The organism is Blastococcus sp. SYSU DS0828 (genome assembly GCF_054050975.1).
Genome location: NZ_JBJHAK010000036.1, coordinates 17,233 through 31,504, shown reverse-complemented (window position 1 = coordinate 31,504; position 14,272 = coordinate 17,233). Strand labels below are relative to the sequence as shown.

Here is a 14,272-nt window from a genome sequence, read left to right as displayed (position 1 = left end):
CCGGTGGGGGCAGCTGGGCTGGGAGCTGGGGTACTACGGCTATCCGGTGACCGATGCCCGCTGCGGGCTGCGCAACGGTGGGTGTCTGCAGCACTTCCAGGGTGGGTCGATCTACTGGACGCCGTTCGCCGGTGCCCGGGCGATCGACGGTGACATCCGCGCCCGGTGGGGGCAGCTGGGCTGGGAGCTGGGGTACTACGGCTATCCGGTGACCGATGCCCGCTGCGGGCTGCGCAACGGTGGGTGTCTGCAGCACTTCCAGGGTGGGTCGATCTACTGGACGCCGTTCACCGGTGCCCAGGCGATCGACGGAGCCATCCGCGCCCGGTGGGGGCAGCTGGGCTGGGAGAACGGGTACCTCGGCTACCCGGTCGCCCCGGCGGTCCGCGCGCCCGACGGCGACGCATGGCAGCGGTTCCAGGGCGGGACCCTGCACTGGTCGATGCGGACCGGGCAGGTGCGGGCCTCCTGAGCCGGACGTGATCGGGGCCCGTCACCAGCTGGTGACGGGCCCCGATCGACGCGCGGCCCTACTCGGCGTCGGCGATGGTGCAGATGACCGCGCCGCTCGTGACCGAGGCGCCGACCTCGGCCGCCAGGCCGGAGATCGTGCCGGCCTTGTGCGCCGTGATCGGCTGCTCCATCTTCATCGCCTCGAGGACGACGACCAGGTCACCGGCCTCGACGGTGGCGCCGTCCTCGACGGCGACCTTGACGATGGTGCCCTGCATCGGCGAGGTGAGGGAGTCACCGGAGGCAGCGGCACCGCCACCCCCGCCGCCGCGCTTGCGGGGCTTGGCCGCCGCGCCGGGCGCCGCGCCGCCACCGCCGGCGGCGAGCCCGGCGGGCAGGGACACCTCGAGCCGCCGGCCGCCGACCTCCACGACGACGGTCTGCCGCGGCGCCTCCTCGTCCTGCTCGGCCGGGACGGCGTCGTAGGGCGGGACCTGGTTGTCCCACTCGGTCTCGATCCAGCGGGTGTGCACCGTGAACGGCTCGCTGGTGAACGCCTTGTCGCGCACCACGGCCCGGTGGAACGGGATGACCGTGGGCATGCCCTCGACCACCAGCTCGTCCAGCGCGCGGCGGGCCCGCTGCAGGGCCTCCTCGCGGGTGGCGCCGGTGACGATCAGCTTCGCCAGCATCGAGTCGAACGCGCCGGCGACCTCGCCGCCGGTCTCGACGCCGGAGTCCCAGCGCACACCGGGGCCCTGCGGGATCTCCAGCCGGTTCACCGGGCCCGGGGCCGGCATGAAGTTGCGGCCGGCGTCCTCGGCGTTGATCCGGAACTCGATGCTGTGACCCCGCGGCTCGGGGTCCTCGGTGATCTCCAGCGGCAGGCCCTCGGCGATGCGGAACTGCTGGCGCACCAGGTCGATGCCGCTGGTCTCCTCGGAGACGGGGTGCTCCACCTGCAGCCGGGTGTTCACCTCGAGGAAGGAGATCGAGCCGTCGGCGCCGACCAGGTACTCCACGGTGCCGGCACCGTGGTAGCCGGCCTCCTTGCAGATGGCCTTGGCCGACTCGTGGATCCGGGCGCGCTGGTCGTCGGTGAGGAACGGCGCGGGCGCCTCCTCGACCAGCTTCTGGTTGCGCCGCTGCAGCGAGCAGTCGCGGGTGCCGACGACGATCACGTTGCCGTGGGTGTCGGCGAGCACCTGCGCCTCGACGTGCCGCGGCTTGTCCAGGAATCGCTCGACGAAGCACTCGCCGCGGCCGAAGGCGGCGACCGCCTCGCGAACCGCCGAGTCGAACAGCTCCGGGATCTCCTCCATCGTGCGGGCGACCTTCAGCCCGCGGCCACCGCCACCGAAGGCCGCCTTGATGGCGACCGGGAGACCGTGCGCTTGCGCGAAGGCCACGACCTCGTCGGCGCCCCCGACCGGGTCCTTGGTCCCGGGCACCAGCGGGGCGCCGGCCTTGGTGGCGATGTGCCGGGCGGCGACCTTGTCGCCGAGGTCGACGATCGCCTGCGGCGACGGGCCGATCCAGGTCAGCCCCGCGTCGAGGACGGCCTGGGCGAAGTCGGCGTTCTCGGAGAGGAAGCCGTAGCCGGGGTGGATCGCGTCGGCCCCGGACTGCCGGGCCGCGTCGAGGATCTTCTCGATCACCAGGTAGGAGTCGCCCGGGGTGGTGCCGCCGAGCGCGAAGGCCTCGTCAGCGACGCGTACGTGCAGCGCGTCGCGGTCGGGCTCGGCGTAGACCGCGACGCTGGTGAGACCCGCGTCCTTGCAGGCGCGGGCCACGCGGACCGCGATCTCGCCACGGTTGGCGATGAGAACCTTCTGCACCGGTGTTCTCCCTCTCGTTCGGACGGCTCGGACTGTAGCCAGCAGGCCGCGTCGCCTCCGCGGCAGGGCTGCAGACGTCCGGTACCGGTACCGGTCAGCGCGCGGTGAGCGACCCGGCGAGGCGGCGCGTCAAGCGCGCCATCCGCTGCGTTCGCTGCCGCACCCGCCGTCGGACCGGGTCCTGCTGTGCGTCGTCCGCGTCGGGGGCGACGGCCGCGGCCACCGGGGTGTCCACCGGCTCGGCGGACTCCGGGGCCGCGGCCGGGGCCGTCTCCGGGAGCGCCGCGGCGTCCTCCTCGCCCGGGTCCGGCGCGGCGCCGGTGGTCTCCGGCTCGGGCGCCGAGTGCGTGGGGATGAGCGCGACGATCGCGTCCAGGGCGGCATCGAGGATCTCCTCGGCCGTGGGTGCCGGCGCCTCGGCGGGCCCCGCCGGCGGCACCCGGAGCTCGTCGAGCTCCCCGACCACCTGGCAGCCGGCCGCGAGCAGCTCGTCCACCATCGCGGCGGCGCGGGCGACCACCCACGGCCGGGCGCTCGCGGGCACGGTCAGCGAGCCGGACGACGGGCGCTCGGCCAGGACGTCGACGGCCACGTGGTGGGTGATGCGGGCGGCGTAGGTCGGCCAGTCGATGCCGTAGTCCAGCCGCTCGTTGAGCCGGCGGAGGAGCTCGGCCTCCGCCCGGCCCAGCGACTTGTTGCGCCGTCCGTCCGGCGGGGTGGCGAGGGCAGGGTCGACGCCGACCACCTGGGCGAAGCGCTGCCACAGGGTGGCGGGGTCGGCCCCCCGCGGCGGGACGGTGACCAGGTGCACCTGGGTGGCCGGGAGCTCCGCCCCCCACCGCTCCACGAGCGCCGGGAGGTCCTGGCGGAGCCACAGCGCCCGGCCGTACCAGGTGTCGCTCCAGGCCTCGGACCCCACGGTGGCGAGCCACTCGCCGAAGGGCAGGTAGTGCCGGTTCTTGACGTCCTCCTGCCAGACGGCGGGCAGCTGCCGGGCCAGGTCGCGAGCGGTGACGACCACGTGCACCTCGGCGAAGGAGAGGTCGGCGTGGACCCGCGCGATCGCCTCCGGGGGCAGGTCGCCGAAGAGCTCGTGGGAGATGACCGTGGTGCCCTCGTGCGCCCGCGCGGCCTCGACCAGCCGGTTCCAGGCCCCGTCCAGCGCGGGGTCGACCCAGCCGTTGAAGCCCTCCTGCTTCAGGTCCAGCGTGGCGTGGAAGTGCGCCTCGGGCACGTCGCCCGGGTAGAGGACCCCGGCGTCGGCCAGGGCCGCCCGAGAGTTCCAGAGCAGGTCCTGCAGGTAGGTCGTGCCGGACTTCGGTGTACCGACATGAACGATCACCCGGTGCGCACTCATGGTCACCATGGGTACCTGTCGCCGTCGGTGATCGCCATCCCGGAGTGCCATCCCTTCACACCTGTCACACGCGGCCCGGCGGTCAACGTCGCCAGAGGTCGGTGATGGTCAGCCCCCGCTTTCCCAGCTGGGTGCGCAGCACCGTCAGCGACAGCCCCACGACGGCCGCCGGGTCGCCCTCCACCCGGCGGACGAACGGCGCGCCGAGCCCGTCGAGGGTGAACGCGCCGGCCACCGCGAGCGGCTCACCGGTGGCCAGGTAGGCCTCCACCTCCGGCGGGGTCGGGTCGGCGAAGTAGACGACGGTGGAGGCCACCGCGATGTCCCGGCTCACCACGGACCCGTCCCGGACGTCGAACAGGGCCTGACCGGTGTGCAGGACGCCGGAACGCCCGGCCATCCGCCGCCAGCGGTCGCGGGCCTCGGCGGCGTCGGCCGGCTTGCCCTGCGGCCTCCCGGCGAACTCCAGCAGCGAGTCCGCGCCGATCACCAGTGCGTCGGTCTCCCGCTTGGCGACGTCGGCCGCCTTGGCCGCGGCCAGCAGGGCGACGGTCTCGGCGACCCGGGGGGCGGAGTGCGCCGACTCGTCCACCTCGCTGACGACGACCTCGGGGGCGAGGCCGGCCTGGCGCAGCAGCGACAGCCGGGCCGGTGAGGCCGAGCCCAGGACCAGCCTGCGGTCGGCGCTCATGCCGGGCTCCCGGCCGCGCGCCACCCACCGGGGCCGGCCTGCAGCGGACGGCGGTGGGTGCGCCCGTAGGACGCCCACGCGCCGACCGGCGCGGGAGGCCGGCGGCGGGTGCGGCGCTGTGAGAGAGCGGCCACCACAACGGTGAGGGCGGCGAGTTCCGCGGGCGTCGGCTCACCCTTGACGACGCGCAGCAACGGAGGGAGGACCCCCTGCTCCCCACCACTCGCAGGCTCGCGGCGGGCACCCTGCAGGGGGCCGCCCTCATCGGTCGCCTTCACAGCGGGATGTTCCCGTGCTTCTTGGGCGGCAGCGTCTGGCGCTTGTTGGCCAGCACCCGCAGCGCCTTCGTCACCTGGACGCGGGTGTGCGACGGCGGGATCACGGCGTCCACGTACCCGCGGTCGGCGGCGATGTAGGGGTTGGCGAGCGTGTCCTCGTACTCCGCGATGAGCTCGGCGCGGCGGGCGTCGGGGTCCTCGGCGGCCGCGAGCTCCTTGCGGTAGAGGATCCCGACCGCGCCCTGCGCCCCGACCACGGCGATCTGCGCGGTGGGCCACGCCAGGTTCACGTCGGCGCCCAGGTGCTTGGAGCCCATGACGTCGTAGGCGCCGCCGTAGGCCTTGCGGGTGATGACCGTGACCTTCGGGACGGTGGCCTCCGCGTACGCGTAGATCAGCTTGGCGCCGCGACGGATGATGCCCTCCCACTCCTGCGACGTGCCCGGGAGGAAGCCCGGCACGTCGACGAAGGTGAGCACCGGGATGTTGAAGGCGTCGCAGGTGCGCACGAACCGCGCGGCCTTCTCGCTGGCGTCGATGTCCAGCGTGCCGGCGAACTGGGTGGGCTGGTTGGCCACGACGCCGACCGGTCGGCCCTCGACCCGGCCGAAGCCGATGAGGATGTTCGGCGCGAACAGCGGCTGCACCTCGAGGAACTCGCCGTCGTCGAGCACGTGCTCGATGACCGCGTGCATGTCGTAGGGGGTGTTCGCCGAGTCGGGGATGAAGGTGTCGAGCTCCCGGTCCTCGTCGGTCAGCGCGTCCGGGAGGACGGTCTCGACCGGCGCCATCTCGACGGCCGGCAGCGGGTCGAGGTTGTTGCTCGGCAGGTAGGACAGCAGCGCCTTGACGTAGTCGAGCGCATCGTTCTCGTCCTCGGCCAGGTAGTGCGCGACGCCGGACTTCGTGTTGTGCGTGCGGGCGCCGCCGAGCTCCTCGAGCGTGACGTCCTCACCGGTGACCGTCTTCACCACGTCGGGGCCGGTGATGAACATCTGGCTGGTCTTGTCGACCATGACGACGAAGTCGGTGAGCGCGGGGGAGTAGACGTGCCCGCCCGCGGCCGGGCCCATGACCAGCGAGATCTGCGGGATCACGCCGGAGGCGTGCACGTTCCGCTGGAAGATCTCGCCGTAGAGGCCGAGGGAGACCACGCCCTCCTGGATGCGGGCGCCCCCGCCCTCGTTGATGCCGATGACCGGGCAGCCGTTCTTGATGGCGAAGTCCTGCACCTTGACGATCTTCTCGCCGTAGACCTCGCCGAGGCTGCCGCCGAAGACCGTGACGTCCTGGGAGAAGATCGCCACCGGGCGGCCGTCGACGGTGCCGTACCCGGTGACGACGCCGTCGCCGAACGGGCGCTTGTCGGCCATCCCGAAGTTCGTCGACCGGTGCCGGGCGAACTCGTCGAACTCGGTGAACGAGCCCGGGTCCAGCAGCGCCTCGATCCGCTCGCGGGCGGTCATCTTGCCGGCCGCGTGCTGCTTCTCGACCGCGCGCTCGGAGCCCGCGTGGACGGCCTCCTGCACCCGGCGCTCGAAGTCGGCGAGCTTCCCGGCGGTCGTGTGGATGTCGACGTCGTCGGGGACCTGCTCCCCGGCGCTCTCCAGTTCGGCGGCACTCACGCGTCCTCGTTCTCCTCGCTGGCGCTCGTCGGCCGCCGTGGCGGCGCTGCTGTGCACGGGGCGTGGCCGCGCATGCGGGGCCACGGGATCCGTAGCGTAGGGGAGCCGCTCGCCCCCTTCCTTCCGGAGTCCCGCCCACGGTGCGAGCGCGCACCCCGCGGCGGCGCGTGGCTACCGTCTCCTCCGTGCCCGACACACCTTCCTCGCGCTGGTCGGACCTCGAGCGTCCCGCGCTCGACGCCTCCGCGCTGCAGGCCGCCCTGACCCGCGACACCGCCCTGTGGCGCTCGGTCGAGGTGGTCGACGAGATCGGTTCGACCAATGCCGCGCTGGCCGCCGCGGCCGCGGACGGCGCCCCCGAGGGCACCGTGCTCGTGGCCGAGCACCAGGTCACCGGCCGCGGGCGGCTCGACCGGGTGTGGATGTCGCCGCCGCGCGCCGGCCTGACCGTCTCCTTCCTCCTCCGCCCGGACGTGCCCGCCGCCCGCCGTGGCTGGCTGCCGCTGCTGACCGGGGTGGCGCTGGCGGAGTCGGTGCGGGAGGTGGCCGGCGTGCTCTCGACCGTGAAGTGGCCCAACGACCTGCTCGCCCGGGACGGGCGCAAGCTGGCGGGCATCCTGGCCGAGTCGGTCGGTGGAGCAGGGCAGCCGTCCGGGGTCGTCGTCGGCGTGGGGCTGAACGTGTCGACGTCGGAGGCCGAGCTCCCCGGAACGGGTACGTCGCTGTCGGTCGTCACCGGCGCGACCGTGGACCGCGGCCCGGTGCTGCTGGGCTTCCTGCGGGCCGTCGAGCGGCGCTACCTGGGCTGGCGCGAGGCGCTGGGTGACCCGGTCGTCTCGGGTCTCGCCCGCGACTACCTGTCGTGGTCCTCGACGGTGGGCAGCACGGTCGAGGTGACGATGCCGGATGGGTCCGCGATGGTCGGCACCGCCCGTGCGATCGACTGGGACGGCCGGCTGGTCGTGGACACCCCCGAGGGACAGGTGGAGCTCGCCAGCGGCGACGTCCGGCACGTGCGGCGGGCCTGACCCGGTACGGCATCGCCGCCCCCGGCCCGGCTTCGGCGTCGAGCGCCGTCCGTGCGGACGCGCCGAGGGCGTCGATCGCCGGACCCGGGGCGGATCGGCGGCATCCTGGTGGGGTGCCGTACCCCGACAAGCTCCTTGCCGACGACGAAGAGGTCGTGCGGCACCTGCACCCGCACTGGCTGACGGTCTTCTGGCCGGTCGTGCTCTTCCTGCTCGTCGTCGGGGGCGCGTCGTTCGGTGCCGCGCTGGTCCCGCCCGGCCGGCAGCAGGGGATGATCCGGCTGGCGATCGTGGTGGTGGCGCTCCTCCTGCTGGTGTTCCTCGTGCTCATGCCCCTGCTGCGCTGGCGGACGACGCACTACGTGGTCACCACCCACCGGCTGCTCTTCCGCGAGGGGATCCTCGCCCGCCGCGGCCGCGATCTCGGGCTCTCCCGGATCACCGACGTCTCCTACCGGCAGACGCTCTGGGAGCGGATCGTCCGATCCGGCACGCTCACCATCGAGACCGCCGGCGACAGCGGCCCCACCGTGCTGCGGCAGATCCCCGACAGCGACGGGGTGCAGCAGCTGCTCAACGTCATGATCGAGGAGGACGCGGAGCGCCGGGCCCGGGAGAACGCCGGGTACGTCCGCGGCGAGGAGGGGTGGCCGCCGCCGGAGGGGTGGCGCTCCACCGAGATCCTCTGACGTCCACCGGATGTGACGGGTCCGTCACGGCGCGCCTCGGCGGTTCTGTCGTACCCCCTCCCTACCTTCTGCGGCTATGCGGCTGCTGCACACCTCCGACTGGCACATCGGCCGCACCCTGCACGGCACCGATCTGCTCGCCGAGCAGGAGGAGGTGCTGAGCGGGCTGGCCGCGGTGGTCGCGCAGGAAGGCGTCGACGTCGTCGTCGTCGCCGGTGACGTCTACGACCGGGCGGTGCCCTCGGCCGACGCCACCGCCGTGCTCGACCGGGTCGTCGGCCGGCTGCTGGCCACCGGGGCCCGCGTGGTGCTCACCCCCGGCAACCACGACTCCGCTCGCCGGCTGGGCACCTTCTCCGGTCTGCTCAGCGCCGCGGGCCTGCACGTGCGAGCGGCGACCCCGCGGCTGGACGAACCGGTGCTGCTGGCCGACGAGCACGGCGAGGTCGCGGTCTACGGCATCCCCTACCTGGAGCCCGAGGTGGCCCGGCACGAGCTCGGCGTCCCCGGCGCCCGTGGGCACGAGGCGGTGCTGCAGGAGGCGATGGACCGCGTGCGCGCCGATCTCTTCCTCCGGCCGGGGGCGCGCTCGGTGGTGCTCGCGCACGCCTTCGTCGGTGGCGGCGTGGCGAGCGACAGCGAGCGGGACATCTGCGTCGGCGGCGTCGACCTGGTGCCGGCGTCGGTCTTCGACGGCGTCGACTACGTCGCGCTCGGCCACCTGCACCGCCCGCAGACGCTCAGCCCACGGGTGCGTTACAGCGGCTCGCCGCTGGCCTACTCCTTCGGCGAGGCCGGGCAGCAGAAGCAGGCCTGGCTGGTCGAGCTCGACGCCGGCGGGCTGGCCGGGGTCCGGGCGGTCCCGCTGCCCACCCCGCGCCCGCTCAGCGTGCTCACCGGCACGCTCGAGGAGCTGCTCGCCGAGCCGGCGCACGAGCCGGTCGAGCAGCACTTCGTCTCCGCTCGGCTGACCGACCCGACGCGACCCGCGGACCCCATGCGCCGCCTGCAGACCCGGTTCCCGCACTGCGTGCACCTGGACTGGACCGGTGCGGGCGCGGTGATCGAGCGCGGCAGCTACCAGGAGCGGATGCGCGGGCGCAGCGCGCTGGAGATCGCCGACGAATTCGTCAGCGCGGTGCGGGGCGTACCCGCCGGGGCCGCCGAGCGGGAGCTGCTGGCGCGGGCGCTCGGGGCCGCCGACCGCGAGGACGCCGCCCGATGAGGCTGCACCGGCTGTCGCTGACCGCCTTCGGGCCCTTCGCCGGCACCGTCGAGGTCGACCTCGACGAGGTGGGGCGCGACGGGCTGTTCCTGCTGTGGGGCCCGACCGGGGCGGGCAAGACCACGCTGCTGGACGCCGTCGTGTTCGCCCTCTACGGCCGCGTCCCGGGCGCGCGCGGCGAGGAGAAGCGGCTGCGCAGCGACCACGCGGACGCCGCCACGCGGACCGAGGTCAGCTGCGAGCTGACCCTCGGCGACGAGCGGTTGCGCGTCGTCCGGCGGCCGGAGCAGCAACGGCCCAAGAAGCGCGGCGAGGGCTGGGCGACCGAGCAGGCCAAGCTGGTGGTCTCCCGGCTCACCGACGGCGGGTGGGAGCCGGTCAGCACGCGCATCGACGAGGGGTCCGAGCACCTGCGCACGCGGCTCGGGCTCGACGTGCACCAGTTCTGCCAGGTGGTGCTGCTCCCGCAGGGCGACTTCGCGCGGTTCCTGCGCGCCGAGCCGGAGCACCGCACCGAGCTGCTGCGCACGCTGTTCGACGTCGACCGCTTCGCCCGGGCCGAGGAGTGGCTGGCAGAGGAGCGCGCGGCGGCCCGCGCACGCACCGAGGACGCGCGCTACCAGCTGGGCACGCTGCTCGACCGGGTCGCCCAGATAGCCGACGTCGAGGTGCCCGAGGAGCTAGCCCCGGAGCTGGTGGGCGCGGGGGCAGGCGGGGGAGTGCTGCGCTGGGTGGCGGAGGTGCGGGCCACCGCGGCCGGGCGCCTGGCGACGGCCACCGCGCGGGCCGATGCGGCCGCCGCCGAGACGGCCACCGCGGACGCCGAGCTGACGGCCGCCCGCGCGCTGGCGGGACGGCACGACCGGCGCGACCAGGCCACCGCGGAGCTCGCGGCACTGGAGCGGCGGGAGCCGGAGCTCGCGCCGGTGCGGGCCGAGCGCGACGCCGCCCGCCGGGCCGAGCCGTTGCGCGACGTGCTCGCCGCGGCCCGTTCGGCCGGGCGGGCGGCAGAGCGGGCCGCGGACGACCTGGCCGGCGCCGTGGCGGCCTGGCAGCCGGTCGCCGGGGGCCGCCCCGCCGACGGTGTGGTCGCGCGCGAGCTGCGCGACCAGGCCGCCGAGGCGCGCTCACTGCTGCCCGAGGTGGAGCGCGCCCGCGCCCTGGAGCGGTCGATCGCCGCGCTCGACCGGCAGGCCCGCGAGCTGGCCGACCGGTGCCGCGCGGGGGAGGAGGCCGTCGCCGCGCTGCCGGGGCTGCTGGCCGAGCAGGAGCAGGAGGTGGTGGCGGCGCGGTCGGCCGCCGCGGAGCTGCCGGGCCTGCGCGCCGCCCTGGAGTCCGCGGAGGCGGCTCTCGCCGCGGGACGAGCGGCCGGGGAGCTGGACCGCACGCTGCGGTCGCTGCGCGAGGACGTCGCCCGGGCGCGGGACGCCCGCGCCGACGCCCGGGAACGGTGGCTGGACCTGCGCGCCCGGCGACTGGACGGGATGGCCGCCGAGCTCGCCGCCGGGCTCATCGACGGCGCCGACTGCCCGGTCTGCGGCTCCACCGAGCACCCTCGGCCGGCGGAGCCGGGCGGCGAACGGGTCACCGCGGCCGACGAGGACGCCGCGCGGGCGCTCGCGGATGCAGCCGAGGCCGCGTTCACCGGGGCCGCCGGCCGGCTGGAGGCCGTCGAGCGCGAGCTCGCCGGCCTGCGGGCGCGGGCCGGGGAACTGCCGGTGGACGAGCAGGCCGCGCGCGTCGCGGAACTGGCGGCGGCCGAGCGCGTCGCGGCCGGGCTGGCCGCCGGGCTACCGCCGGCCGAGGCGCGCCTCCAGCGGCTCCTCGATCAGCGCGAGGAGGCGGCCGGGCGGCTCGCCGTCGACCGCGAGGAGCTCCGGGCCCGCACCGCCGAGCGCGACGCGCTGACGACCGGCCTCGCCGAGCTCGGCAGCCGGCTGGACGCAGCCCGCGGCGGCGACGCAGACCTGGCCGCCCGGGTCGCCCGGCTGTCGGCCGCCGCGGAGGCGTGCGAGGCGGTGGTGGCCGCCGAGGTCGAGGAGCTGCGTGCCCGCGCCGAGGCCGAGTCGGCCCGCCGGACGGCGGAGGAGCGCGCCGGGGCCGCAGGTTTCCGCGACGTCCAGGCCGCGGCGGCCGCCCTCGCCGGCGCGGGCCGTCTGGCGCAGCTGGATCGGCAGCTCGACGAGCACGACCAGCGCGTCGCCGTGCTGCGCGCCCAGCTGGCCGCCCCGGAGCTCGCAGACCTCCCCGACCGGCCCGATCTCGCCGCCCTCGAGGACCGCTGCGCGGGAGGCACCCGCCGGCGGGAGGAGGCCGTGGCCGCGCTCGAGCAGGCGCGCCGCTGCAGCAGTGCGCTCGACGACCTGGTCGGGAAGGTGAGCGCGGCGGAGCTGACGCTGGCCGAGCTGCGCGCCTGGGCCGACCAGGTCACCGGGCTGGCCGACCTGACCCACGGCCGCGGGGCGAACACCCGGAAGATGCGGCTGCAGTCGTTCGTGCTCGCCGCGCGCCTCGAGCAGGTGGCCGAGGTGGCCAGCCGGCGGCTGCTGGACATGTCGGGGGGCCGGTACACGTTCCTGCACAGCGACGCGCAGGGGCGGCACGGCGCTCGCGGTGGGCTGGGGCTGGACGTGTTCGACGAGTACACCGGCGCCCGCCGTCCCACCAAGACGCTCTCGGGCGGGGAGAGCTTCATGGCCTCGCTGGCGCTGGCGCTGGGGCTCGCCGACGTCGTCACCGCGGAGACCGGCGGCGTCCGGATCGACACCCTGTTCGTGGACGAGGGGTTCGGCACCCTCGACGCGCAGGCCCTGGATGCGGTGATGACGGTGCTCGACGAACTCCGCCGGGGCGGACGCACGGTGGGCGTCATCAGCCACCTGGAGGAGCTGCGCACCCGCATCCCGACCAGGCTCGAGGTGATCGCCGGCCGGAACGGTTCCCGCCTGGCCGGCTGACCGGTGCGATCACGCAGAGTAGACAAGTCGACACGCAGATGGTCGAAATGATGACCAACGGGTGTCCGGTGACGTAACGTTCGGGGTATCCGCGGTGACGAAGACCTTCCACCCGGTGTCCGGAGGGTGAGGCCAGGGAGTGCCACGCCTCTCGCCCGCCGTACCCGATCTCGCGGGTGGCGGCTCCAGAGCTGATGCGGAGAGTGCACCGATGCGCAACGACCACTGGCAGTCCTTCTACAGCGGCCCGGCGTCGGAGCGGGTCCCCCTGGAGGAGTCGACCTTCGCCCGCTGGGTCACCGAGCGCATGAACGGTCAGCCGCCGATCGTGGACGTCGGCACCGGTACCGCCCGGGATGCCCGCTTCTTCGGCATGAAGGACCACGAGGTCGTCGGGGTCGACTACTCCGCCGCCGCCGTGGAGACCGCCACCCGGCGGTCCGAGGAGGAAGGCTGGGGCGCGCGATTCCAGGTCGTCGACCTGTCCGACGAGCGGTCGATCGCCGGTTTCGCCGACGGCCTCGACTGGAGCCGCGGGTGGAACCTCTACGCACGCTTCCTGGTGCACGCCATCACCGACGACGCCCGCGCCAACCTCTGGACGCTCCTGGTCCAGGTCGTCTCGGCCGGCGGACAGGGGTGGCTGGAGTTCCGCACCGACAAGGACGCGGCCGCCGAGAAGGTCTTCGGGGAGCACTACCGGCAGTACCTCCCGGTGGCCCAGGTGGCCGATGAGCTGGCCGACCGCGGCCTGCGGGTGCTCGAGCAGGTCGAGAGTCAGGGACTGGCCCCGCACAAGGGTGAGGACCCGTGGGTCGCTCGCCTGCGGGTCGGCTCCGCCGCCTGACCGATCGCCGCCCGGTCCCGGCGGGCCACGCCCGGTAGCCCGCCGGGGCTCTCCGGATAGCCTTCGGAACCGTGCCTGCCGCCTTGGACCCGCGTACCGGTCTGCCCGTGGTCGCCGTCGTCGGCGGAGGGCAGCTGGCCAGGATGACCCAGCAGGCGGCGATCGCGCTCGGCCAGTCGCTGCGGGTGCTGTCCGCCGGCCCGGCCGAGTCCGCGGCGCTGGTGGCCGCGGACGTCCGGATCGGTGACCACCGTGACCTGGGTGACCTGCGGGCGCTCGCCGACGGCGCCACGGTGGTCACCTTCGACCACGAGCACGTGCCCACCGAGCACCTGCGCACGCTCGTCGAGGAGGGCACCCGCGTCGCTCCCGGCCCGGAGGCGCTGGTGCACGCGCAGGACAAGCTGGTGCTGCGCCGCGCGCTCGCGGAGGCGGGGGAGCCGCAGCCGGCCTGGGCCGAGGTCCGCTCCGCCGCTGACGTCGCCGCCTTCGCCGCGGCGCACGGCTGGCCGGTCGTGCTCAAGACCCCCCGCGGCGGGTACGACGGCAAGGGCGTCTTCGTCGTCGGGGACGCCGGAGCCGCCGACGAGCTGCTGGACCGGCACGGCACCCTGCTCGCCGAGCAGCGGGTGGCCATGGTGCGGGAACTGTCGGCACAGGTGGCCCGCTCGCCGTTCGGGCAGGTGGCGGTGTGGCCGGTGGTGCAGACCGTCCAGCGCGACGGCGTCTGCGCCGAGGTGTACGCCCCCGCCCCCGGGCTCTCCGACGAGTTGGCCACCGCGGCCCAAGAACTCGCGGTGCGCATCGCCGACCGGCTCGGCGTCGTCGGCATGCTCGCGGTCGAGCTGTTCGAGACCGCCGAGGGGGTCCTGGTCAACGAGCTGGCCATGCGCCCGCACAACTCGGGGCACTGGACCATCGAGGGCGCCCGCACCAGCCAGTTCGAGCAGCACCTGCGCGCCGTCCTGGACTACCCGCTGGGCTCGACGGAGATGGTCGCCCCGGTCGCGGTGATGGCCAACGTGCTCGGCGGTGCCGCCGCGGCGGAGGGCTGGTCGGGGCCGGCGCTGGACGAGCGGATCCACCACCTCATGGCGCACTGGCCCGACGTGAAGCTGCACTGGTACGGCAAGACGCAGCGACCGGGCCGCAAGCTCGGCCACGTGACCGCGCTCGGGGCCGACCTCGAGGAGGTGCGGGCGCGGGCGGTGGCTGCCGCCCGCTACCTCGCCGACGGCGTGGTCGACCCGGCCTTCGCCTTCGCGCACGACCACGAGCACTGAG

The 14,272-nt window shown here is 74.8% G+C and carries 12 protein-coding genes; 7 read left to right on the top strand and 5 right to left on the bottom strand.

Annotated features, from left to right (window positions below; genetic code table 11):
* Positions 1–472, top strand: a 472-nt coding sequence (locus tag ACI79Q_RS19850; RefSeq protein WP_456615227.1) for an LGFP repeat-containing protein, incomplete at its 5' end; no start/stop codon positions are given.
* A gap of 58 nt (positions 473–530) precedes the next feature.
* On the opposite strand, the gene ACI79Q_RS19845 is transcribed toward ACI79Q_RS19850, so the two are convergent.
* The 5 genes from ACI79Q_RS19845 to ACI79Q_RS19825 all read right to left on the bottom strand — a co-directional run bounded on the left by ACI79Q_RS19845 (position 531) and on the right by ACI79Q_RS19825 (position 6,242).
* Entirely contained in the window at positions 531–2,291 is a 1,761-nt protein-coding gene (locus ACI79Q_RS19845) for an acetyl/propionyl/methylcrotonyl-CoA carboxylase subunit alpha (protein WP_456615226.1), read from the bottom strand.
* Positions 2,292–2,385: 94 nt separating this feature from the next.
* Entirely contained in the window at positions 2,386–3,648 is a 1,263-nt protein-coding gene (locus ACI79Q_RS19840; protein ID WP_456615225.1) for a hypothetical protein, read from the bottom strand.
* Positions 3,649–3,730: 82 nt separating this feature from the next.
* Complete coding sequence (locus ACI79Q_RS19835) at positions 3,731–4,339, bottom strand: Maf family protein (RefSeq protein WP_456591146.1); 609 nt, start codon at positions 4,337–4,339, stop codon at positions 3,731–3,733.
* Entirely contained in the window at positions 4,336–4,617 is a 282-nt protein-coding gene (locus ACI79Q_RS19830) for an acyl-CoA carboxylase subunit epsilon (RefSeq protein WP_456591145.1), read from the bottom strand. The genes ACI79Q_RS19835 and ACI79Q_RS19830 overlap by 4 nt, the downstream gene beginning before the upstream one ends.
* Entirely contained in the window at positions 4,614–6,242 is a 1,629-nt protein-coding gene (locus ACI79Q_RS19825) for an acyl-CoA carboxylase subunit beta (RefSeq protein ID WP_456591144.1), read from the bottom strand. The genes ACI79Q_RS19830 and ACI79Q_RS19825 overlap by 4 nt, the downstream gene beginning before the upstream one ends.
* Positions 6,243–6,427: 185 nt before the next feature.
* Here ACI79Q_RS19825 and ACI79Q_RS19820 point away from each other — a divergent pair, with 185 nt between their 5' ends.
* From ACI79Q_RS19820 to ACI79Q_RS19795, 6 genes are all read left to right on the top strand, one after another.
* Positions 6,428–7,270 carry a biotin--[acetyl-CoA-carboxylase] ligase gene (locus ACI79Q_RS19820; protein ID WP_456591143.1) on the top strand — a complete coding sequence of 281 codons (843 nt, stop codon included), beginning with the start codon at positions 6,428–6,430 and terminating at the stop codon, positions 7,268–7,270.
* 113 nt (positions 7,271–7,383) lie between these two features.
* On the top strand, positions 7,384–7,959 hold the full coding sequence (locus tag ACI79Q_RS19815; protein ID WP_456615224.1) for a PH domain-containing protein: 576 nt from the start codon (positions 7,384–7,386) through the stop codon (positions 7,957–7,959).
* Positions 7,960–8,035: 76 nt separating this feature from the next.
* The gene (locus ACI79Q_RS19810; RefSeq protein ID WP_456591141.1) at positions 8,036–9,184 is read left to right on the top strand and encodes an exonuclease SbcCD subunit D; all 1,149 of its coding nucleotides are present in this window, start codon (positions 8,036–8,038) and stop codon (positions 9,182–9,184) included.
* A complete protein-coding gene (locus ACI79Q_RS19805) occupies positions 9,181–12,141 on the top strand; it encodes an AAA family ATPase (protein WP_456615223.1) in 2,961 nt (986 codons plus the stop codon). Before ACI79Q_RS19810 ends, ACI79Q_RS19805 begins: the two co-directional genes overlap by 4 nt.
* A gap of 211 nt (positions 12,142–12,352) precedes the next feature.
* Entirely contained in the window at positions 12,353–12,988 is a 636-nt protein-coding gene (locus ACI79Q_RS19800; protein WP_456591139.1) for a class I SAM-dependent methyltransferase, read from the top strand.
* A gap of 71 nt (positions 12,989–13,059) precedes the next feature.
* Positions 13,060–14,271, top strand: a complete 1,212-nt coding sequence (locus tag ACI79Q_RS19795) for a 5-(carboxyamino)imidazole ribonucleotide synthase (RefSeq protein WP_456591138.1) — start codon at positions 13,060–13,062, stop codon at positions 14,269–14,271.
* Position 14,272 lies beyond the last annotated feature (1 nt).

Coding starts and splice junctions, on each gene's coding strand:
- ACI79Q_RS19835 (WP_456591146.1), bottom strand. CDS start 4,339: ATGAGCGCCGACCGCAGGCTGGTCCTGGGCTCGGCCTCACCGGCCCGG.
- ACI79Q_RS19840 (WP_456615225.1), bottom strand. CDS start 3,648: ATGAGTGCGCACCGGGTGATCGTTCATGTCGGTACACCGAAGTCCGGC.
- ACI79Q_RS19810 (WP_456591141.1), top strand. CDS start 8,036: ATGCGGCTGCTGCACACCTCCGACTGGCACATCGGCCGCACCCTGCAC.
- ACI79Q_RS19800 (WP_456591139.1), top strand. CDS start 12,353: ATGCGCAACGACCACTGGCAGTCCTTCTACAGCGGCCCGGCGTCGGAG.
- ACI79Q_RS19805 (WP_456615223.1), top strand. CDS start 9,181: ATGAGGCTGCACCGGCTGTCGCTGACCGCCTTCGGGCCCTTCGCCGGC.